At 61.3% G+C, this 19,390-nt stretch carries 20 protein-coding genes; 13 read left to right on the top strand and 7 right to left on the bottom strand.

Features of this window, described 5'->3' with window-relative positions; translation table 11 throughout:
* Positions 1 to 21: 21 nt before the first annotated feature.
* A complete protein-coding gene (locus FHT86_RS02130) occupies positions 22 to 300 on the top strand; it encodes a hypothetical protein (protein WP_133705224.1) in 279 nt (92 codons plus the stop codon).
* Between the two features lie 132 nt (positions 301 to 432).
* Positions 433 to 618 (top strand): DUF1059 domain-containing protein, encoded by a 186-nt coding sequence (locus tag FHT86_RS02125; RefSeq protein ID WP_133705223.1) that lies wholly within the window; start codon positions 433 to 435, stop codon positions 616 to 618.
* Positions 619 to 632: 14 nt separating this feature from the next.
* On the opposite strand, the gene FHT86_RS02120 is transcribed toward FHT86_RS02125, so the two are convergent.
* Genes FHT86_RS02120 through FHT86_RS02110 form a run of 3 tightly spaced genes read right to left on the bottom strand, consistent with a single transcriptional unit; the run spans position 633 to position 3,144 of the window.
* Entirely contained in the window at positions 633 to 1,892 is a 1,260-nt protein-coding gene (locus FHT86_RS02120; protein ID WP_133705222.1) for a CCA tRNA nucleotidyltransferase, read from the bottom strand.
* A complete protein-coding gene (locus FHT86_RS02115) occupies positions 1,889 to 2,524 on the bottom strand; it encodes an NUDIX hydrolase (RefSeq protein ID WP_133705221.1) in 636 nt (211 codons plus the stop codon). Before FHT86_RS02115 ends, FHT86_RS02120 begins: the two co-directional genes overlap by 4 nt.
* The gene (locus FHT86_RS02110) at positions 2,521 to 3,144 is read right to left on the bottom strand and encodes a DUF1285 domain-containing protein (RefSeq protein ID WP_133705220.1); all 624 of its coding nucleotides are present in this window, start codon (positions 3,142 to 3,144) and stop codon (positions 2,521 to 2,523) included. Before FHT86_RS02110 ends, FHT86_RS02115 begins: the two co-directional genes overlap by 4 nt.
* A gap of 168 nt (positions 3,145 to 3,312) precedes the next feature.
* Here FHT86_RS02110 and FHT86_RS02105 point away from each other — a divergent pair, with 168 nt between their 5' ends.
* The 5 genes from FHT86_RS02105 to FHT86_RS02085 are packed head-to-tail and all read left to right on the top strand — an operon-like array spanning position 3,313 to position 10,601.
* The gene (locus tag FHT86_RS02105; RefSeq protein ID WP_133705219.1) at positions 3,313 to 4,326 is read left to right on the top strand and encodes an AAA family ATPase; all 1,014 of its coding nucleotides are present in this window, start codon (positions 3,313 to 3,315) and stop codon (positions 4,324 to 4,326) included.
* Positions 4,327 to 4,353: 27 nt separating this feature from the next.
* On the top strand, positions 4,354 to 5,274 hold the full coding sequence (locus FHT86_RS02100; RefSeq protein ID WP_133705218.1) for a DUF58 domain-containing protein: 921 nt from the start codon (positions 4,354 to 4,356) through the stop codon (positions 5,272 to 5,274).
* Positions 5,271 to 8,096: a DUF4159 domain-containing protein gene (locus FHT86_RS02095; protein ID WP_133705217.1), complete on the top strand. Its 2,826-nt coding sequence runs from the start codon at positions 5,271 to 5,273 to the stop codon at positions 8,094 to 8,096. The genes FHT86_RS02100 and FHT86_RS02095 overlap by 4 nt, the downstream gene beginning before the upstream one ends.
* Position 8,097: 1 nt before the next feature.
* Complete coding sequence (locus FHT86_RS02090; RefSeq protein ID WP_133705216.1) at positions 8,098 to 10,170, top strand: hypothetical protein; 2,073 nt, start codon at positions 8,098 to 8,100, stop codon at positions 10,168 to 10,170.
* A gap of 5 nt (positions 10,171 to 10,175) precedes the next feature.
* Positions 10,176 to 10,601 carry a GNAT family N-acetyltransferase gene (locus FHT86_RS02085; protein WP_133705215.1) on the top strand — a complete coding sequence of 142 codons (426 nt, stop codon included), beginning with the start codon at positions 10,176 to 10,178 and terminating at the stop codon, positions 10,599 to 10,601.
* 39 nt (positions 10,602 to 10,640) lie between these two features.
* Here the strand turns inward: FHT86_RS02085 and FHT86_RS02080 are convergent, their stop codons facing one another.
* Together FHT86_RS02080 and FHT86_RS02075 are read right to left on the bottom strand one after the other, a co-directional pair.
* Entirely contained in the window at positions 10,641 to 12,632 is a 1,992-nt protein-coding gene (locus FHT86_RS02080; RefSeq protein WP_133705214.1) for a PhoX family protein, read from the bottom strand.
* 142 nt (positions 12,633 to 12,774) lie between these two features.
* The gene (locus FHT86_RS02075; RefSeq protein WP_133705213.1) at positions 12,775 to 13,344 is read right to left on the bottom strand and encodes a GNAT family N-acetyltransferase; all 570 of its coding nucleotides are present in this window, start codon (positions 13,342 to 13,344) and stop codon (positions 12,775 to 12,777) included.
* Between the two features lie 362 nt (positions 13,345 to 13,706).
* Here FHT86_RS02075 and FHT86_RS02070 point away from each other — a divergent pair, with 362 nt between their 5' ends.
* On the top strand, positions 13,707 to 14,696 hold the full coding sequence (locus FHT86_RS02070) for a glutathione S-transferase family protein (RefSeq protein ID WP_133705212.1): 990 nt from the start codon (positions 13,707 to 13,709) through the stop codon (positions 14,694 to 14,696).
* 11 nt (positions 14,697 to 14,707) lie between these two features.
* On the opposite strand, the gene FHT86_RS02065 is transcribed toward FHT86_RS02070, so the two are convergent.
* Positions 14,708 to 15,199: an NUDIX domain-containing protein gene (locus FHT86_RS02065; protein ID WP_133705211.1), complete on the bottom strand. Its 492-nt coding sequence runs from the start codon at positions 15,197 to 15,199 to the stop codon at positions 14,708 to 14,710.
* Between the two features lie 80 nt (positions 15,200 to 15,279).
* Here FHT86_RS02065 and FHT86_RS02060 point away from each other — a divergent pair, with 80 nt between their 5' ends.
* The 5 genes from FHT86_RS02060 to FHT86_RS02040 all read left to right on the top strand — a co-directional run bounded on the left by FHT86_RS02060 (position 15,280) and on the right by FHT86_RS02040 (position 18,728).
* Positions 15,280 to 16,188 carry a metallophosphoesterase gene (locus FHT86_RS02060; protein ID WP_133707043.1) on the top strand — a complete coding sequence of 303 codons (909 nt, stop codon included), beginning with the start codon at positions 15,280 to 15,282 and terminating at the stop codon, positions 16,186 to 16,188.
* A gap of 93 nt (positions 16,189 to 16,281) precedes the next feature.
* A complete protein-coding gene (locus tag FHT86_RS02055; RefSeq protein ID WP_133705210.1) occupies positions 16,282 to 16,848 on the top strand; it encodes a tetratricopeptide repeat protein in 567 nt (188 codons plus the stop codon).
* A gap of 212 nt (positions 16,849 to 17,060) precedes the next feature.
* A complete protein-coding gene (locus FHT86_RS02050) occupies positions 17,061 to 17,576 on the top strand; it encodes an RNA polymerase sigma factor (RefSeq protein ID WP_133705209.1) in 516 nt (171 codons plus the stop codon).
* Between the two features lie 21 nt (positions 17,577 to 17,597).
* Positions 17,598 to 18,416: an anti-sigma factor gene (locus FHT86_RS02045; RefSeq protein WP_133705208.1), complete on the top strand. Its 819-nt coding sequence runs from the start codon at positions 17,598 to 17,600 to the stop codon at positions 18,414 to 18,416.
* Between the two features lie 108 nt (positions 18,417 to 18,524).
* Positions 18,525 to 18,728, top strand: a complete 204-nt coding sequence (locus tag FHT86_RS02040) for a hypothetical protein (RefSeq protein ID WP_133705207.1) — start codon at positions 18,525 to 18,527, stop codon at positions 18,726 to 18,728.
* Between the two features lie 51 nt (positions 18,729 to 18,779).
* Here FHT86_RS02040 and FHT86_RS02035 read toward each other — a convergent pair whose 3' ends face one another.
* The gene (locus FHT86_RS02035) at positions 18,780 to 19,184 is read right to left on the bottom strand and encodes a hypothetical protein (RefSeq protein WP_133705206.1); all 405 of its coding nucleotides are present in this window, start codon (positions 19,182 to 19,184) and stop codon (positions 18,780 to 18,782) included.
* Between the last annotated feature and the right edge of the window lie 206 nt (positions 19,185 to 19,390).

Here is a 19,390-nt window from a genome sequence, read left to right as displayed (position 1 = left end):
TTTCAATCGGAGGAGGTTGTAATGGCAGTACAGAATCAAGTGGCAGAAAACGCGAATGAACAAAAGCTTTCGCGCGCAGTCGATACGCCGGAGTTCATGGTCCGGCTGGCTGAGGATATGAGGATCAGAAGCGGGTCGGATCTGCCACTCTCCTGCTTCATTGAGCAGGTCAGAATGCAATTGGCCGGCAAGTCGCCAAGCGATGTCGCTCGCATGGTATCCGACCGCCCGGCAAGACAAACGCCCATTCCGAAGTATCAATCTTCGGATTGCTTCAAAGCCTGGGCCATGCCGGATTAATATCCGGGAAGCATCGTCCGGCAGGGTGGAGGCCCTGCCGGATATCCGAAACCTTTCCCCATCTTTTGCGTTTTGATCTTCATGCCGTTCGGCATGAAAGATGACGTGGCGTCGAAATATCAGGAGGCAGATATGCGACTGTTCGAATGTGGTACCCTCGTGCCTGGTTGCGACTGGCACACTCGCGCCAATGACGATGCCGAAGTGGTTCGCCGTGCCGTCGAGCACATGCGTAGTGCCCATGGCGAGACAATCATCCGCGAAAACATGATCGACAATATCAAGGCCCGCATTCGCGATGAAGCGAACGCCGCCTGATTAACTGACGACGACTATAGGGACTCGATCAACTCCTTGAGCCGGGCGAGAAGAGCCGTCCGGTTCAGCGCGAAATTGCTGTCGAGCCATTGTTGCTCGAGTTTACCCAGGATATCGCCGACCCGAGGCCCTGCGCTGAGCCCCGCGGCCAAGGCATCTGCGCCATTGACCGGAAAGACGGGTCTTTTCCAGCGCGTCGTCCGCTCCAGCAACTTGCTCAGCCGCGCCGTGCGTGCCATCTCCTCGAAATCGCCTTCCGCCTTGCCCCGTGCAACGGCAAGCGCCAGTTTCAACCGGGCGCCAATGCCAGGTGCATCATGGCGGTAAAGCAAGCGATCCAAGGCCGCTTCAGACACATCATCCTTGATACCGGGCGCATTCGCCCAATCCTGCAAATAGGCCGCCTCGGCCTTCGACAGCCGCAGCCGCTCGGCAAGCTTTGCCAGTCTCGCCGCATCCGGTGGGACGATGGCCGCCAACCGCAGCAGCGGATCGGGCGTCCAACCGAGTGCTTGTTCCGTGGCCACAAGCGCCGGAACGGCATCGATACCCCATTTCTCCGTCTCCGGCAGCACCTCGGTCAAAATTCCAACCTGTCGCATCCAGAGTAGCGCGCGACCCGGATCTTTGGCCGCGAGCAGCTTCTTCATCTCCGACCAGACACGCTCCGCCGAAAGCATCGCTATTTTCGACCGCGCTGCCGCGCAGGCGCGCAATCCGTCCGCATCCGGTCTGCCGCTGCCGTAATAGGCGAAAAAGCGGAAGAACCTCAGGATCCGCAGATGATCCTCGGCAATCCGCGTCGCCGCGTCGCCGATGAAGCGAATATTGCGGCGTTCCAGATCGGCGAGCCCGCCGACCATATCGAAGACCTCGCCATCCGCCGAGGCATAGAGCGCGTTGATCGTAAGATCGCGCCGTTCGGCATCGGCTTGCCAATCATCGCTGAAGGCCACGAGGGCACGGCGGCCGTCCGTTTCAACATCTCGCCGCAAGGTCGTGATTTCGAAGGGTTTTCCGTCGACGACGAGCGTCACCGTCCCATGCGCGATGCCCGTTGGCACCGCCTTGACACCAGCGGCAGCAGCCCTTTCGACGACAGCCTCGGGGAGCAGCGTCGTGGCAATATCGATATCGGCAACAGGAAGTCCCAACAGGCTGTTGCGCACTGCTCCGCCAACGACACGCCCCTCGCCGCCATCGGCGTTCAACAACGCCAGCACCCGCTGCAGCGCCCCGTCCTGGAACCAGGTTTCACCGGCCACCGAGGTCATGAATAGAGCCTTTCGTAAAGCGTGCGGACAATGCCGGCGGTGATGCCCCAGATCATACGCGGACCGTATGGCATACGGTAGAAATGACGCTCGATCCCCTGCCAGACCATGCTGTCGGTCACATGATGACCAGGGTCCATCAGGAAGGAGAGCGGCACTTCGAATGCATCCTCCACCTCGGTCGGATTGAGCGCCAGTTCGAAGCCGGGCTTGACCACCGCAAGGATTGGCGTGATGCGGAAACCGGTCGCAGCCAGATAAAACGGCAGCCGTGCCACCGGCTCGATGAAAACATCCGCCAGCCCGATCTCTTCACCCGCCTCACGGACTGCCGCCATTTCCGGCGAAGTGTCCTCGGGATCGATGGCGCCACCGGGAAAAGCGATCTGGCCGGAATGTTTGCGCAATGTCGAGGTGCGCAGGGTGAAAATGACATTGGCGTCGTCGCCATCGTCCACCACGGGCACCAGCACCGCGGCATCACGCAACTTGAGGCCTTCGACGTGCGAGGTGGTATGCGGATTGAGCGCATGATCGCCATGGTCGCGCCAGGCAAGCTCGACCGGGCCGCCGCTCTGGTTCAGCGCCCGGCGCCGGAATTCGGCGGCGGAATAAAGGGGGTACTCGCTCATCGCGTCAAGGCATCCAATTCGGCAACCGGCATGACAGGAAAGATCGTGCCCCCGGAGCGCACGCAGAACATCTCGCGCCCGGCAATCTCCACGGTCTCGCCGAGTTCGACGAGATCATACATCACGGCGCGTGTCACCAGCGCTTCCAGCCGGCCACGAACATGCAGATAGGGTTTCAACTCATCATTCTCACCGCGAATGACGAAACGGATCGGGTGCTCCCTGCCCGCCTCGACAACATCGCCGACATTGGTGCGGAACGTTAGCACGCGTTTGCCGTCACGTTCGGTCACGCTCATCTCGACAGCAATAAAGGGTGCGTCGATGACGCGGATGCCGACCTTTTCCACAGGCGTGACGAGATAGGTCTTTTCATCCGCATCCCTGCGCAGCACCGTCGAAAACAGCCTGACCAGCGGCGCACGGCCGATCGGCGTTCCCATATAAAACCAGGTGCCGTCGGCGCGGATTTCCATGTCGATATCGCCGCAAAACGGGGGATTCCAGCGGTCGACAGGCGGCAGGCTCTTCTTGCGTCCGCCGGCATCGCCGGCGGCGCGCGAAATCAGCGCCGCCAGACTGGCTGCATCGCTCGCCGCTCTGATTTCGTCGGTTGCCATTCTTCCGTCCCGGTTTGTGCTTAGTCACGATTACGACCGTTTCTCACGAGATAGTCATTCGAAACGCGCTTGTCAGCCATCTTCATGGCGATAAGTTGTATTGATTATGAGGCAAATGTGTAAGGTCTGCGAATCGCGCGTACCGTTTTTCAGCCGTTGGAGACGCAAATGGGCATGATCAAATCGACCGAAACGAGCCTCGACGACCAGGCCATCATCGCATCCGCCGAACAGGCGTTGAGCGATATCGCCTCCATTCGCGCCGAAGTCTCGAAGGTTATCTTCGGCCAGGAAAGCGTCGTTGAGAATACGCTTCTTGCCGTGCTGGCCGGCGGCCATGCGCTGCTTGTCGGCGTACCGGGCCTTGCCAAGACCAAGCTGGTGACTACGCTCGGCGCCGTCCTCGGCCTTGCCGCCAACCGCGTACAGTTCACGCCGGACCTGATGCCGTCAGATATCCTCGGCTCGGAAGTCATGGACCAGGATGAAAGCGGCCGTCGCTCCTTCCGTTTCGTCAAGGGTCCGGTCTTCGCGCAATTGCTGATGGCCGACGAGATCAACCGCGCTTCGCCGCGCACCCAGTCGGCGCTGCTGCAGTCGATGCAGGAATATCACGTCACCATTGCCGGTCAGCGCTACGATTTGCCTGCGCCGTTCCACGTCCTGGCAACCCAGAACCCGCTGGAGCAGGAAGGCACCTATCCGCTGCCGGAAGCGCAGTTGGACCGCTTCCTGCTGCAGGTCGACGTCGACTATCCGGAACTTGCCGACGAACGCAAGATCCTGCTCGAAACCACGGGCCTCGGCGAAGCAACGCCGCACGCCGTAATCGATGCCGAGCGATTGATGGAAATCCAGAAGCTGATCCGCCGGATGCCGGTCAGCGATGGCGTTGTCGACGCCATTCTCTCCTTAGTGCGTTCCGCCCGCCCCGGTCAGGGCAATGAAGCGACCGACAAGCACGTCGCCTGGGGTCCTGGTCCGCGCGCCGGCCAGGCGATGATGCTCTGCGCCCGCGCTCGTGCGCTCTATGAAGGCCGGCTTGCGCCGTCGCTCGATGATGTGCATGCGCTGGCCGAGCCCGTGCTGGAGCATCGGATGGCGCTGACCTTTGCGGCTCGCGCCGAAGGCATGTCGGTGCGAGATGTTATCGCAGGGCTGATCAAGCAGTCTAGATCGTAACCCCGGGTGTCGAGGAGAGTATAACGCGTGGCATCCATCGGACAGATCGTCAGCCCGACCCCAGGCAATGATGCCCTCTCCCGCGCCCGCAGCCGCGCCGCCCTCGTGCCGGATTGCCTTGTCGAAGCCAAGCGCATCGCCAATACCGTGATTGCCGGCTGGCACGGCCGGCGCAAGCGCGGCATCGGAGAGAATTTCTGGCAGTTCCGCCCCTATAGCGAGGGCGAAAGCCTGTCGCGTATCGACTGGCGCCGCTCGGCCCGCGACGACCATACCTATATCCGCGACCACGAATGGGAAGCGGCTCATACGATCTGGCTCTGGGCCGACATGTCGCCGTCGATGATGTACAAATCGACCTACAGCCATGTCTCGAAGGAAGGTCGCGCGCTGGTGCTGATGCTGGCGCTGGCCGAAATCCTCGCCCGTTCCGGCGAACGTATCGGCTGCCCCGGCATCATGGAGCCGGTCTCCGCCCGCAACGCCGCCGAACGGCTTGCGGCGGCGCTGATGCACACTCCACTCGAAGGTGGCCTGCCGCAGACCGCCATGATCCGCGGCTGGAGCGACATCGTGCTGATTGGCGATTTTCTGGACGATGCCGACAGTGTCATGGGCCGGATAGGGCCGCTTGCCCGCCGGGGATTGCGCGGCCATGTGGTCGAGGTCGCCGACCCGGCCGAGGAAGTCTTCCCCTATAGTGGCCGCACCGAATTTAGCGATCCGGAAAGCGGCGCGAAGCTGGTGGCAGGCCGTGCGGAAAACCTGCGCGAGGATTATCACCGCGCCTATCTCGCTCGCCGCGAAAATCTAGGCCAGGCGCTGCGTCATCTCGGCTGGACCTTTGTGAGCCACCGCACCGACCGGCTGGCGTCGGAGGCGCTGGTCGCCGTCCATATGTATCTCTCCGGCATGCCGGCCAAAGCGACAGTTGGGGGGCAGCCATGAGCGGTCTCTCCTTCGCTTTCGCCTCGCCGGCGATCCTCGGCGCTTTGATCCTGCTTCCAGCGATCTGGTGGTTGCTGCGCCTGACGCCGCCGCATCCGAGGGCGGAAGTCTTTCCGCCGTTGCGTATCCTGGCAACGGTTCTGAAGCGCGAGGAAACGCCGGCGCGCAGTCCGTGGTGGTTGACGCTGCTACGTATGGTGCTTGCTGCTCTCGTCATCCTCGCCATCGCCAATCCAATGTTCAATCCGCGCACCAATACACTGTCGAGCAGCGGGCCTTTGGTACTCTTCATCGACAATAGCTGGGCGAGCGCCACCGACTGGGATCGCCGCGTGCAGACCGCCGATGCGCTGATCGACGATGCCGATGCCAAAGGCATCCCCGTCTCCATCGCCTTCACCGCAGACCACAGCAACGACACCACGCCCGGCGCTGCCACCGCCGCCCGCGACAAGCTGCATGCGGCCAATGCAAGGCCGCTGGTGCCGGATCGCCAGCGCGCAGCCCAAGCGGTCAAGGCAGCTTTGAACGGCACCAAGCCAGGTACGATCGCCTTCCTCTCCGATGGCGTCGAAAGCAAGGACAAGGACGATATTCTCAACCAGCTCGCCGCCTTGGAGCCCAGCGATTTGCGCCTGATCGAAGGCGACGGTAGCGAAGTGTTGGCAATCACCGGCGCCACCAACGCCGCCGACAACATGACCGTCACCGCGACGCGGCTCAACAGCAACAGCCCGCTCCGGCTGGGGCTCAGCGCGCTGGACAACCAGGGGCGGCCGATCGCGGCTGGTTCGTTGAATTTCAGCGGCGGCCAGACCGTCGCGACCGGCACCATCGCCGCCCCCTTCGAGATGCGCAATGATTTTGCCCGCATCAGCATCGACCGCCACGCGAGCGCTGGCGCCGTGCATCTGCTCGATGACGGTTTCAAGCGCCGCCGCGTGGCGCTGCTGTCCGGGCAGGCCGCCGACGAATTCCAGCCGATCCTGTCGCCGCTCTATTACATCCAGCGCGCCTTGCAGCCCTATGCCGATCTGGTCCAGCCGAACAGCGCGGATTTGGCAAAGTCGATCCCCGAGCTGCTCGCCGGCAATCCGTCCGTCATCATCATGGCCGACGTCGGTCGCCTGCCGCAGGAAAGCTATGCGCCGCTGCAGCAATGGATCCAGAACGGCGGCACGCTGGTGCGCTTCGCCGGGCCGCGCCTTGCCGCCGCTCCCGCCGATGACCCGTTGGTGCCGGTGACCTTGCGCCAGGGTGAACGTACTTTCGGCGGTGCGCTCTCCTGGGCCGAACCGCAGCCCCTTGCCGATTTCCCCTCCTTCGGCCCCTTTGCCGGCATGCCGAAGCCGACCGACGTCCTTATCAAGCGGCAGGTGCTGGCTGAGCCGACACCCGATCTTGCCGAGCGCACATGGGCAAGCCTTGCCGACGGAACGCCGCTGGTGACCGAAAAGCAGATGCAGGCCGGCCGCATCGTGCTGTTCCATGTCAGCGCCGAACCCGAATGGTCCGATCTGCCGATCTCAGGCGACTTCGTCGAGATGCTCCGCCGTATCGTCCAATTGTCTCGTTCCGGTGGCGTCACCTCGACCGAAAGCGCGCCGAAAACCAGCGAAGCCATGCCCCCGTTCCGGCTGCTGACCGCCAAAGGCGTACTGACCAGCGAAACCGGCAATGCCCGTCCGCTCGACCCGAACAACAAAGGCGCAATCGCTGCCAATTTCGACAATCCGCCCGGCCTCTACGGCTCGGAGGAAGGCTTTACCGCGCTCAATGTCCTGTCCGACGGCACGGAGCTCAAGCCGCTGGATGCCTCCGGCGCGAGCCTGTCGGTCGCGCGTGAGGGTCTTATCGGCGGCGAGGCTTGGTCGGCCAAGCCGATCCTGTTCACCATCGCCTTCCTTGTGCTTTTGGCAGACAGCCTGATCGTACTCTTTATGAATGGTGCCTTCCCGCGCCTCAGGAGATCGACGAAAACGATCGCCGGTGGTGCCGCAGTGCTGTTGCTGGCAATCTCGGTTGCCGCCTTCCTGCATCCGACGAGCACCTGGGCCGATGATTCCAAGCCCGGCGACGACACGATCTATTCGAGGCTCGACAAGACGCATCTCGCCTATGTCGTCACCGGCGAATCCGACGTCGACCATATTTCCGAGCGCGGCCTTGCCGGTCTCTCCGATTTCCTCACCTATCGCACGACGCTGGAGCCTGGCCCACCAATCGGTCTGGACCCCGCCAAGGACGAGCTTGCCTTCTACCCCATCATTTATTGGCCGATTTCCGCCACCGCGCCGATGCCGTCCAATGACGCCATCAACCGCATCGACGCCTATATGCGCAACGGCGGCACCGTGCTCTTCGATACGCGTGACGCCATCGACACGATGGGCGACAACACCACGCCGAGCCCGAACGGCCAACGGCTGCAGGCGATCCTTGCCAATCTCGACATTCCGGCGCTGGAGCCCGTGCCGTCAGGACACGTACTGACGAAATCCTTCTATCTGCTGTCCAGCTTTCCCGGCCGCTACGCCGACAGCCCGCTCTGGATCGAGGCGCGGCAGGATACGCGCAGCGACGGCAACGCAGTCGCCTCTTCGGACGGCGTGACCCCGATCATGATCACGGGCAACGATTTCGCCGGCGCCTGGGCGACCGACGACAATGGCTCGCCGCTGCTGCCGACCGTGCCGCCCGATGAGACGCAGCGCGAATATGCCTATCGCACCGGCGTTAACATCATGATGTACATGCTGACCGGTAACTATAAGTCCGACCAGGTGCATATTCCGGACATCCTGGAACGATTGGGGCAATGAGATGAATATCGGTTTCGCCCCTTTCCTGCCCTGGCCAGTTCTCGCCGCCCTTGCGGTGTTGACGCTTGGCATCGCCGCGCTCGCGGTCTACCGGCGCATGCGCGGCAGTTGGATCCGCGCGCTCGCGGCATTCGCCCTGCTGGCCGCCCTTGCCAATCCCGTGCTGATGCAGGAGGACCGCGACCAGCTCTCCACCATCGTCCCCGTCATCGTCGACCGTAGTCCGAGCCAAGAGACGCCGGAGCGCCTCAAGATGACCGACGATGCTCTGGCGGCCCTTCAAGACCGACTGGCGCAATTCCCGCGCATCGAGCCTCGCATCGTCGAGGTGCGCGAACCTGCCGAATCCGAGTCGCCCTCAACACGGCTCTTCGCTGCACTCTCCTCGGCGATCGCCGATGTGCCGCCTGCCCGTGTCGGCGGCGCGATCTTCCTGACCGACGGTCAGATCCACGATATTCCCGGCGTCAATCAGGCGCTCGGCTTCGACGCGCCGATCCACGGTCTGATTACGGGCAAGCCGGACGAGTTCGATCGGCGCATCGAGGTGGTGCGCGCGCCTCGCTTCGGCATCGTCAACGATGAACAGCAGCTCGTGCTACGCGTGGTCGATGACGGCAAGAGCCCGGGCGGCTCCGCAGCCGTGACCGTCCGGATGAACGGCGATGAGATTGCCACGCTGCAGGCAACGCCCGGCCAGGACACGCCCTTCAGCTTCAAGGTGCCGCGCGCAGGCAACAGCGTGCTCGAGTTCGCCGTCGCCGAAGTGCCGGGCGAAGTGACGCCCATCAACAACCGCACGGTTCAACTGATCGAGGGCATCCGCCAGAACATGCGCGTGCTGCTCGTTTCCGGCGAGCCGCATGCCGGCGAGCGCGCCTGGCGCAATCTCCTGAAATCAGACGCCTCCGTCGACCTCGTCCATTTCACCATTCTGCGTCCGCCGGATAAGCAGGATGGTACGCCGATCAACGAGTTGTCGCTGATTGCTTTCCCAACACGCGAACTCTTCGTCGACAAGATCAATTCTTTCGACCTGATCATTTTCGACCGTTATCAGGACCGCCCCAACGTTCTGCCGACGATCTATTATGATTACATGGCCCAATATGTCGAAAACGGCGGCGCGTTGCTGGTGGCCGCCGGTCCCGAACATGCGGCCGGCAATTCGATCGCGTTAACACCGCTTTCCTCGGTGCTCCCGGCCGAACCGACCGGCCAGATGATCGAGAAGCCCTTCTATCCGCGCCTGTCGGAACAGGGCCGCAAGCATCCGGTCACGCGCGGTCTTGACGGATCGGACACCGAGCCGCCGCATTGGGGCCGCTGGTTCCGCAGCGTCGATGTCGAGAAGCCGCAAGGCCAGACCGTGATGGTCGGCGCCGACAATCATCCGCTGCTGGTGCTGAACCGCGTCGGCCAGGGCCGCGTCGCCATGCTGCTGTCAGACGAAGGCTGGCTCTGGGCGCGCGGCTTTGAAGGCGGCGGACCGCATGTGTCGCTCTATCGCCGTATTGCGCATTGGCTGCTGAAGGAGCCGGCTCTGGAAGAAGAGGCGCTGACGGCGCGCGCCGCCGGCCGCACGCTGGAAGTCACTCGCCAGACGATCGGCGACGATCCCGGCCCTGCCACCATCAGGGCGCCCTCCGGGAAGACACAGACCATGCAGTTGAAACAGACGCAGCCGGGTCTGTTTCAGGCTGAGAAGCATATGGACGAGATCGGCCTCTATCAGATCACCGACGGCAATCTCTCGACGCTGGTGCATGTCGGTGCCGTCGACGCGCCGGAATTCAAGGCAATGATCTCGACCACTGAAACGCTGAAACCTTTGGCGGAAAAGACGAAGGGGCTCGTCACTCGTGTCGCCGGTGCCGGCGGTGGTGTCACAGTCCCGCCGATCCTGCCGGTGCGTGGTGCGGTGCGCATCGCCGACGATCAGCGTCTGACTATCCGCATGACCGACGAGACCGTTCTGAAAGGCGTCAACACGCTGCCTCTCTTTGCGGGCTTTGCCGGCCTTTCCGCCCTCCTCTTCGCCTTCTCCGCCATGTGGTGGCGTGAAGGACGGTGAATTTCATGCCACTATTTGATTTGACGGATGCTCCCTCCGAAGGTGACCTTGCTGCGATCGGCGAGGGCCTGACTGCCTATAACGCCGCCGATATCGGCCCCTCAGGGCGTCGCCCGCTCGCTGTCCTGATCCGCGACGAAAGCGGCAAGACGATCGGCGGCATCTCCGGCTATACGGGCTGGGGCTGGCTGTTTACCCAATGGCTGTTCGTGCCGGAAACGCTGCGCGGCCAGGGCACGGCCGGCAAGCTGCTGGAAGCGGCCGAGACGGAAGCGATCGCCCGTGGCTGCCACGGCGCCTGGATCGACACCTTCAATCCGCAGGCGCTGCGCGCCTATCAGCGGCAGGGCTATGCCATCTTCGGCGAACTACCGGAATTTCCGATTGGCCGCAGCCGTTTCTTTCTGCAGAAAAAGCTGTCGCCCCGCTGATAGTAGCGAGGCGACACTTTTTGCTTCTGTTCCAGAGCTTTAGACGGCAATCTTGCCGCCGCCGGTCTTGGTGATGGCCACCACTGCCGGGCGGACAGGCATGTCCGGCTTGAAGTCGGGCCAGCGCGTCGACAGGTCCTCATAGTAGGATGGACGGCCGTGGCCGGACCAGTCATCGCCGCCATCGCCAGGGTGCTGTACAGCAACGAACGCCGTCTGATCATCGGGAAGGAACAGAGGGCCGCAAAGCTCGGCACCGACAGGCACGCGATAGAACAGTTTCGACGTTGCCCGCGCATCGCCTTCCGTATCGACGGCCCAGAGGCCGTCGGTTCGGCCGGTCGCCTTGTTGTTGTTGCCGTCCGTCGCCACCCAGAGACGGCCGGCGGCATCGATCGAACAGTTATCCGGCATGCCGAACCAACCGTTCTTCGTCGTGTCCGTCGAGAAGGAGGCGCCGATATCGGCGACGGAAGGATCGCCACATTTCAGCAGCACTTCCCACTTACCCGAAGTCGCGGAAAACGCGCCGTCATCCTCGCTGATCTCGATGATATGACCGAAAGCGTTGTCAGCGCGCGGATTGGCGGTGTCGATCTGTTCCGGTTTGCGCTTGGTGTTGTTGGTCAGCATGACATAGACCTTGCCGTTGACGGCATTAGGCTCGATGTCCTCCGGCCGGTCCATCTTGGTCGCGCCGAGCAGGTCGGCGGCGCGACGTGTTTCAATCAGCACGTCAGCCTGGCTGGCAAACCCGTTTTCCGCCGTCAGCGGGCCTTGGCCAAAGCTCAGCGGCAGCCACTGCAGCGTGCCGTCCTCGGAGAACTTGGCGACATAAAGCGTGCCGCTATCAAGCAAGTCGAGATTGGCCGAGCGGTCAGCCGCATTATACGTGGCCGCTGTCACGAACTTATAGACATAATCGAAGCGTTCATCGTCACCGAGATAGAGGACCACGCGTCCATCCTTGGAGACGATATTGGCTGCACCCTCATGCTTGACGCGGCCGAGCGCGGTGCGCTTCTTCGGGATCGACTGCGGATCGAAGGCATCGACTTCAACGATCCAGCCGTATCGGTTCGGCTCGTTCGGCTCCTTGGAAAGATCGAAACGATCATAAAAATTTGCCCACTCGTAGCCGCCTTCCGGTACGCCGTAACGCTTGTAGTTGGCGGCTTCCTTATGACCTTCCGGCAGCTTGCCGGAGAAATAACCGTGGAAGTTTTCCTCGGCCATGATGTAGGTGCCCCAGGGCGTCACGCCGCCGGCACAATTGTTCAGCGTGCCGATGACCTTGGTGCCGGTCGCATCGGCCGATGTCTTCAGCCGGTCACTGCCGGCGGCCGGGCCGGTCACCTGCATCTCGGTCGTCGCGGTGATGCGGCGGTTATATTGGCCGTCCGGCACCACCTGCCACTTGCCGTCAACCTTGCGGATCTCGACGATGGTGCCGCCGTGCGCGGCCATTTCAATGTCAACCTGCGCCTGGCTGAGCGGCGCCTGCTTGATCTTGCCGTCGGCGATCGTCACCAGGCCCGGAAACATCAGATGCGGGTTTGTATATTCGTGATTGACCACCAGCAGGCCATGCTCGGAGGAGCCGTTCAGCGGGATATAGCCGACATAATCATTGTTGTAGCCGAATTGGCGGCGTTGGGCCTCGGCCGTCTGGTTCTTGGGATCAAAGGCAGGCGAATCGACAAAGAGCGCGTCGCCCCAGCGCAGCAGCACATTGGCGTCATAGCCTTCAGCGACGTGATGATCGGCATCGACACCGGCCTCGACTTCCTTGAAAGCGAAAGCCGAGCCGCCGGCTGCACGCGCCTTCTCCGCGCTCACCAACGCGAGCGGCCCCACCGTCGCAGCGATTGCGGAAACAGCGAGCGACCCCTGCAGGAAGCCGCGGCGTGAAAAGCGACGTCCGATGATCTCCCCCATCGTCGGATTGTCGGTACGATTGTGGCCTTCCCCATCGGCCTCTTCCAGTTGACTGGTCGGGAATATATCTTTCTGCGTGAGATTTCCGGTCATTGCACTACCCCCAGGTTTAGCAACTGCCCTAAATTAGGACCAGGAAAACTCTAGGTTGGCCATATGACAGGTAAATGAAAAAATGCCTGCGCGAAGAGGCACGCAGGCGGCAGGCTAGCCGAGCCTGTGGAAATCGCTATGGCTAGACCGCGATTGCCGTCATCGGCAAATCTTCGTCGTCATCCTCTTCATCGACGACAACCGAGACAGCCGCGTCACGCCAGGCAATCGTCCCGTTCAGCCGCGCATGCGTATCGGCGGCAATCGGCACGACGAGAACCCTGTTTGGATCGACCGGCCCCGGAAAGGCGAGCGCGTTGTAGGCAACCTTCTCGAAGCCGAGCGGACCGTAGTAAGGCGGATCGCCCACTAGGATCACGGCTTCCGAGCCCCGGCGCTTGGCCGCTTCGACGGCGATCCGGACGAGCTCGCGGCCGATACCTTGGTTCTTGTGCGACGGCCGGACGGCGAGCGGTCCCAGCAGATGCCCCTTGACCGAACCGGCCAGCACCGGCGTCATCCGGACAGAAGCGATCGTCTCGCCGTCATCGGCGCAGATGAAGGAGAGCGAGCGGTCATGCGGCCCCTGCTCGCGGATCCGCGCTGCGGCACGGGTAAACCGGCCGGGACCAAATGCTTCTTCGTTGATGAGTTCGATGACAGCGTCATGCGACGCGTCCTCGGTGAGGTAGACCAGATCGTGCTTGTACATTAGACCAAAGAAACCAGATAGACAGACGGGATGGCTCTCGAAAACGCTTGTCGAGCGTTCGGGATCATCGGCGTCGTCGCAGGCTTCTGGTTGCTTTCATGACAAGTGGTCCTCAAAGTGTGACAAGCCCGATAGCAGGAAATTTTCCGCCCGTCCAATGTAAAATGCGAGCGGTTGTTTGTTGAAGCATGATCATGTCGGGATCATGTCACCGGTTCAAGCATGATCTCATCCGAAAACCGCTTCGCACTTTCAAGGTCATGTTTGTGACGCACTGTTCATCGTTTGCCGTCTCGATATTCCGCGCGCATACCGTATTTTCCAGGTCAAGTTTTTCGACAGGATCTCCAAAGGATAAAGCAATGGGCATGTTGGTTGACGGCGTCTGGCATGACATCTGGTACGATACAAAGGAAAGCAAGGGCCATTTCAAGCGCGCAGCTTCGCAGTTCCGCAACTGGATCACCGCGGACGGCGCGCCAGGCCCGAGTGGCACGGGCGGCTTCAGGGCCGAGGCAGGTCGGTACCATCTTTACGTCTCGCTCGCCTGCCCCTGGGCGCACCGCACCTTGATAGTCCGCAAGCTGAAGAAACTCGAGACCCTGATCTCCGTCTCCATAGTCGATCCGCTGATGCTGGAAAACGGCTGGGAGTTCAAAGGCAGGGATGGCGGCACCGTCGATCATCTCTTCGGCGCAAAGGCGCTTTGGGAAGTCTACATCAAGGCCGATCCACATTATTCCGGCCGCGTCACCGTTCCCGTCCTCTGGGACAAGCAGACCGGTACCATCGTCAACAACGAATCCTCCGAAATCATCCGCATGTTCAACCGCGCTTTCGACGGCCTGACTGGCTCCAAGGACGATTTTTATCCGGTGGACCTGAGCGGCGACATCGATGCGCTGAACGAGGTCGTCTACGATACGGTCAACAACGGCGTCTACAAATCCGGCTTCGCCACCACCCAGGAGGCCTATGAGCAAAATGTCCGCCGCCTGTTCGAAACCCTCGATATGCTCGATAAGCGCCTGGAAGGAAATCGCTACCTCTTTGGCGACCGGCTGACCGAGGCCGATTGGCGGCTATTCACCACGCTCGTCCGCTTCGATGCGGTCTATGTCGGCCATTTCAAATGCAATATCCGCCGCATCGAGGACTATCGCAACCTGCCTGGATATCTGCGCGACCTTTACCAGGTCCCCGGCGTCGCCGGGACGACTAACCTCGCGCACATCAAGGATCACTACTATCGCAGTCACAAGACGATCAACCCCACCGGCATCGTCCCTGTCGGCCCCGACCTCGATCTCGATCGCGCCCACGCACGGGAGCGGCTTGCAAAGGCCGCTTGAGGCAGCAACGTCTACCAGTAACTCGAGGGCGGCGCGTCGCCCTCCAGTTCCTTCAGTCGCCGGTAGGTTGCTTTGGTCGTTCCAGGCGGCAGGGCGTCGACCGGAAAGAACCCGCTTTCAACGATCTCGAGATCCGGTCTGCGCGGTGCGGTCTGTTCGACCTCCACACGGTAGAAGACGACATGATCGCGCTTGCTGGCACGGTTGTTAAAATAGACGTGAAAGAGCTGCGGTCGACCTGATATCACCAGATTGCCCTCCTCCCGCAATTCCTTCGCCAGCGCCTGCTCCACCGTCTCATGCCGCTCGACACCGCCACCCGGCATATGCCAGCCGGCAACATACGAATGCCGCACCAGGAAAATCCGCCCCTGCTTGTCGAAACACGCCGCACGCACACCCATGGTCATACTGCGGGTGAGCACGAAATAACTGTGGAGCATTCGACTGAAAAGCTTGGCCCGCCAGGTGCGGGCTTCGTCGGAAGCAGGACTGTCGTTCATGCCGCGGCTCCGCCGTTGCGATCCGCTACTGAAAATCCGATGTATTTGTTTTGACAATAGATTGAGCTATGTCTCATCCCATGTTCAAGCTCGCGCATATTTCCGACGTTCACCTGGGCCCCCTGCCACGGCTTTCGATCAGAGAACTGGCCTCCAAACGCATTACGGGATTTGTGAACTGGCACCGGAACCGGCGCAAGCATCTTTTTGGCGGTACGCTCGATGTTCTGCTCGACGACATCAGGTCAAAGCAGGCCGATCATCTTGCCGTGACTGGCGATCTCGTCAATCTCGCCAGCGGCATCGAGATCCGCACCGCGGCCGAATGGCTGAGGACTCTCGGTGACCCCGCCTTCACCTCCGTCGTGCCCGGCAACCATGATGCCTATGTGCCCGGCTCCTACGAGAAGGCCATGCGCGCCTGGTATCCCTATGTCCAGGGTGACCACGCGCCGGCGGAGTGGCCGCAGGACTGGCACATTTTCCCTTATTTGCGCATTCGCGATCGTGTCGCGCTGATCGGCTGCTCGACGGCGGTGGCGACGCCGCCCTTTGCGGCCAGCGGCTTCTACTCGGCCAGACAGGCACGTGAGACGGTGAATATGTTGCGCGCTACCGGCGAGGCCGGCCTCTTTCGCGTGGTGATGATCCATCACCCGCCAATCCGCGGCGCCACTAGCTTCTATAAGCGCATGATCGGCATCCGCCGCTTCGCCGCCGTCGTCTCGACCGGCGGCGCCGAACTGGTCCTGCACGGCCACACCCATCTCAATACGCTGCATTGGCTGAGAGGGCAGACCGGTCCGGTACCCGTCGTGGGCATCGCATCGGCCTCGCAAGGTCCTGGCGGGCTGAAGCCCGCTGCCGCTTACAATCTCTTCACCATAGCAGGCCGTCCCGGCGCCTGGGAGCTCAAGGCCGAGCGCTTCAGCCTCAATGCACGAGGTGACGACGTACAAGCCCAAGGCATCGACATCCTGGCGTCATAATCTGTGGTATTTTGTGAATGCCGCCCCGTCGTTTCGGTAGCGTTTTCGAATATCCGGAGCTACAATTCCCTCCTGTGATTTCGGGAGGATACCATGGGCTTTGGTGTAGCGATGAAGAGTTCTGCCGTGACGGCGCTTGCCGTGGGATTTCTGTTCGGTGCCAGCCTGCAGGCCCTTGCCGCCGGCTCCGATAGCGACGAGACGGCTCCGCCGCCGAAGAGCAAAACCACGACAAGATGCACTGATGGCAAGGTCTGGGATAAGGAAAAGAAGGCATGCGTGAAACCGCAGAAAAGCGGTTTCAACGACGACCAGCTTTTCCAGGCAGCGCGCGAGTTCGCCTATGCCGGCCAATATGACAACGCCATCACCGTTCTGAAGCTCGCCAAGAACCAGGACGATCCCCGCATTCTCAACTATCTCGGTTATTCCAACCGCAAGGCCGGTCGCATGCAGCTCGGCATGACCTATTATCGCAAAGCCTTGCAGCGCGACGAGAACTACATTCTCGCACGCTCCTATATGGGCCAGGCGCTGCTTGAACAGGGCGATGTCCAGGCGGCGCGCGTGCAGCTTGTCGAAATCCGCGACCGTGGCGGCGAAAACACCTGGGCCTATCGTTCGCTGCTGCAATCGCTGAATGGTCAAATCAGATATTGAGACGGGCGCGGACACTCCGTTTCTCAAGATCGTGTGAGAAGTGGAAAGGAAGCGCACAACCGCTTTTTTGAAGACTTGCGAAACGGCACGAAAATGGTTCATACCAACACAGAACAATCCTTCGGCTCAGTCAGCTTTTTCCGAAAGAAAAGCCATCTTTTGCCGGAGGATGCCTGCAGCTCGACAACCCCCAACGTCTCTCTGGAAAGACAATGCCTACGCCGGTAGCAGCCATCGACATCAGACGCGATCTGGTCGGCCTTCTCCCGAAGCTCCGGCGCTTCGCCGTAACGCTGACCGGCGATCTGGCGGAGGCGGACGAACTCGTGCAGAGCGTTTGTCAACGCGGCATCGCGAAGTTCCATCTCTGGAACAATGACGGCCGGCTGGAAAGCTGGCTCTACACCATGGCCCGCCATCAATGGGTCGATGAGGCCCGGCGCCACAGGCTGCGGCCTGCCACCAAGGGCAGCGCGCTGGAGCAAGGCGAATTGGCAACGCCGGGTACGCATACGAATCCGGTCGAAGCAAACGAAGCGCATCAAATGGTCACATCTTTGCCCGAAGGACTTGCCAGTGTCTTCCTGCTCGTCGATGTCGAAGGGCACAGCTACAAGCAGACGGCCGATATTCTTGGCATCCCCTTGTCGACGGTGGCGTCGCGGCTTTCCAGCGCCCGCCTTCGCCTTGCCGCTCAAGGTCACAGCCGCTCGCCGCGAAGGTTTTAAGCATTGCAGGATATGAAGAAGATGCCGCTCGAAGCTCGCTTGTCCGCCTTTATGGATGGCGAGACAAGCCGCGAGGAGAAAGAGGAGCTGGAGAGGCTCATTGCCTCCGATCCGGAAGCGCGACGGATCTTCAATGAGCTGAAGCACGGCTCCGATGTCGGCCGCAAGGCTTTCGACGAGGTGCTGAAGGAGCCGGTGCCGCTGGCACTGGTGCGCTCCATCAAAAGTGCGCAGGCGCCGAAGGCGCGCGAACCCGCCCCTCGCCTTTCCCGGCCATCCCTGAAGCTCGCTCCGACCGGTCGCCAGGCGCTCGCTGCGGCTCTTATCCTGTTCGTCGTCGGCGGTGGCATAGGCTATCTCTTCGGCATCCAGCCGGCAGGCGCACCGGCTGTCGCTCCGGCAGCACCGGCGCCGAACCGCACATGGCTGGACGATATCGCCGCCTATCACCGTATCTATTCGCATCAGCCGCACCATATCGTCGAAGTGCAGGCAACCGAAGCGGACGAAATTAACAAATGGCTGACGGGCACCGTCGGTGTGAAATTCAATGTACCTGATCTCGCCGCCGACGGGCTGGTCTTTCAGGGCGCACGCATGTTCATCGCCGATGGCAAGCCGGCCGGCCAGTTGATCTACAAGGACCTCGACGGCGATGTCGTCGCCATCTGTTTCATGAAGGATGACAGCGTCGCCGACGACGGCAATTTTGACGAAACCATCAAGGATGACGTGAGCATCGTATCCTGGCATCGCAACGGCACCGCCTATGCCGTCGTCGGCCCCTCCTCCGATGCGATGCTGGATGAGATCGCCAACCGGGTATCGACAGAAATTTGAGTTTGCCGCTGGTTAAACTTGCGACTTCGGTCCAGCCAAGGATACTATTCGTCTGCCAATCGTACCCGGAGGCATCATCCGACGGGGCGCATTCCCTGGAGATCGACCATGTCCGACATTCTGCTGACCATCCCGGAGATTGACGAGCGCGTCGCGGCAATAAGAGAAAATCTTCGCGAGTTGATCGAGCAGGCCGCCGCCTACTCCGGCGCAGCGGACGAGGAGCTGGCGGCGGAGCGCATCGCAGAACAGGAAGAAGAACTCGAACGCCTGATGAAGCGGCGCGACGAGCTTTCCAAGCAGAAATCCTGACCGCGAGAGAACGGCGGGCGCTGGTTGCCCCGCCCCCCTCTTGTTGCAAGATTAGCGAGACGGCGCCGGCGAAACCGTCGTCGCAGCTTGCTCACCTGTAAAGATGATGAAGGCGAACAGCAGCACGCCGATGAAGGTCACTATCGATGCCGCTGCCACGACCGGTTCCATCGCCATGTTGCCGAGAAGCATGAGATAGAGTGCCGGCACCATGACTGCGACGCCGGCTGTGTAGATATAATATTGAATCATCGCCAGCCGCCTCTCCGCCTTGCGCGGGTTCAACGCATAGTAACCACCGAATATCGCGCTGGTAACCCAGCCAAGAAGATTCGTGTGCGCATGGGCGCCGATGACGCTGTGATCCTCGGTGATAGCCATTTTCAGGCCCATCCCAATTCCAATGATCAGAAAGATGATTGCTGTCTTGAAATACAGATTGGCAAGGCGTGGCATGAGTTCCCCCCAATAGGTTTGCCGGGAGCTTAAAATATCACGCCAATCATTCTCGCTGGAATATAGCCTAATGGCCAATAGTAGGTCGTCTAGCGTCGCTGGTTCGCGCCTCTTCTGGGAAGAGACGGAGTTGCGCCTCGGGCCCTTGTCATCGCGCTCATCCGCCATTTTTGCTGACATCGACGCCATCATGCGCTATACAACCG

The sequence above is a fragment of the Rhizobium sp. BK313 genome (assembly GCF_014193655.1).
Classification (GTDB): domain Bacteria; phylum Pseudomonadota; class Alphaproteobacteria; order Rhizobiales; family Rhizobiaceae; genus Rhizobium.
The sequence above is the reverse complement of the archived record's forward strand: the minus strand, read 5'-3'. Positions and strand labels throughout refer to the sequence as shown.

Coding starts and splice junctions, on each gene's coding strand:
- FHT86_RS02050 (WP_133705209.1), top strand. CDS start 17,061: ATGCCTACGCCGGTAGCAGCCATCGACATCAGACGCGATCTGGTCGGC.
- FHT86_RS02075 (WP_133705213.1), bottom strand. CDS start 13,344: ATGTACAAGCACGATCTGGTCTACCTCACCGAGGACGCGTCGCATGAC.
- FHT86_RS02060 (WP_133707043.1), top strand. CDS start 15,280: ATGTTCAAGCTCGCGCATATTTCCGACGTTCACCTGGGCCCCCTGCCA.
- FHT86_RS02040 (WP_133705207.1), top strand. CDS start 18,525: ATGTCCGACATTCTGCTGACCATCCCGGAGATTGACGAGCGCGTCGCG.
- FHT86_RS02035 (WP_133705206.1), bottom strand. CDS start 19,184: ATGCCACGCCTTGCCAATCTGTATTTCAAGACAGCAATCATCTTTCTG.
- FHT86_RS02055 (WP_133705210.1), top strand. CDS start 16,282: ATGGGCTTTGGTGTAGCGATGAAGAGTTCTGCCGTGACGGCGCTTGCC.
- FHT86_RS02080 (WP_133705214.1), bottom strand. CDS start 12,632: ATGACCGGAAATCTCACGCAGAAAGATATATTCCCGACCAGTCAACTG.
- FHT86_RS02125 (WP_133705223.1), top strand. CDS start 433: ATGCGACTGTTCGAATGTGGTACCCTCGTGCCTGGTTGCGACTGGCAC.
- FHT86_RS02065 (WP_133705211.1), bottom strand. CDS start 15,199: ATGAACGACAGTCCTGCTTCCGACGAAGCCCGCACCTGGCGGGCCAAG.
- FHT86_RS02090 (WP_133705216.1), top strand. CDS start 8,098: ATGAATATCGGTTTCGCCCCTTTCCTGCCCTGGCCAGTTCTCGCCGCC.
- FHT86_RS02105 (WP_133705219.1), top strand. CDS start 3,313: ATGGGCATGATCAAATCGACCGAAACGAGCCTCGACGACCAGGCCATC.
- FHT86_RS02045 (WP_133705208.1), top strand. CDS start 17,598: ATGCCGCTCGAAGCTCGCTTGTCCGCCTTTATGGATGGCGAGACAAGC.
- FHT86_RS02120 (WP_133705222.1), bottom strand. CDS start 1,892: ATGACCTCGGTGGCCGGTGAAACCTGGTTCCAGGACGGGGCGCTGCAG.
- FHT86_RS02115 (WP_133705221.1), bottom strand. CDS start 2,524: ATGAGCGAGTACCCCCTTTATTCCGCCGCCGAATTCCGGCGCCGGGCG.
- FHT86_RS02130 (WP_133705224.1), top strand. CDS start 22: ATGGCAGTACAGAATCAAGTGGCAGAAAACGCGAATGAACAAAAGCTT.
- FHT86_RS02110 (WP_133705220.1), bottom strand. CDS start 3,144: ATGGCAACCGACGAAATCAGAGCGGCGAGCGATGCAGCCAGTCTGGCG.
- FHT86_RS02095 (WP_133705217.1), top strand. CDS start 5,271: ATGAGCGGTCTCTCCTTCGCTTTCGCCTCGCCGGCGATCCTCGGCGCT.
- FHT86_RS02070 (WP_133705212.1), top strand. CDS start 13,707: ATGGGCATGTTGGTTGACGGCGTCTGGCATGACATCTGGTACGATACA.
- FHT86_RS02085 (WP_133705215.1), top strand. CDS start 10,176: ATGCCACTATTTGATTTGACGGATGCTCCCTCCGAAGGTGACCTTGCT.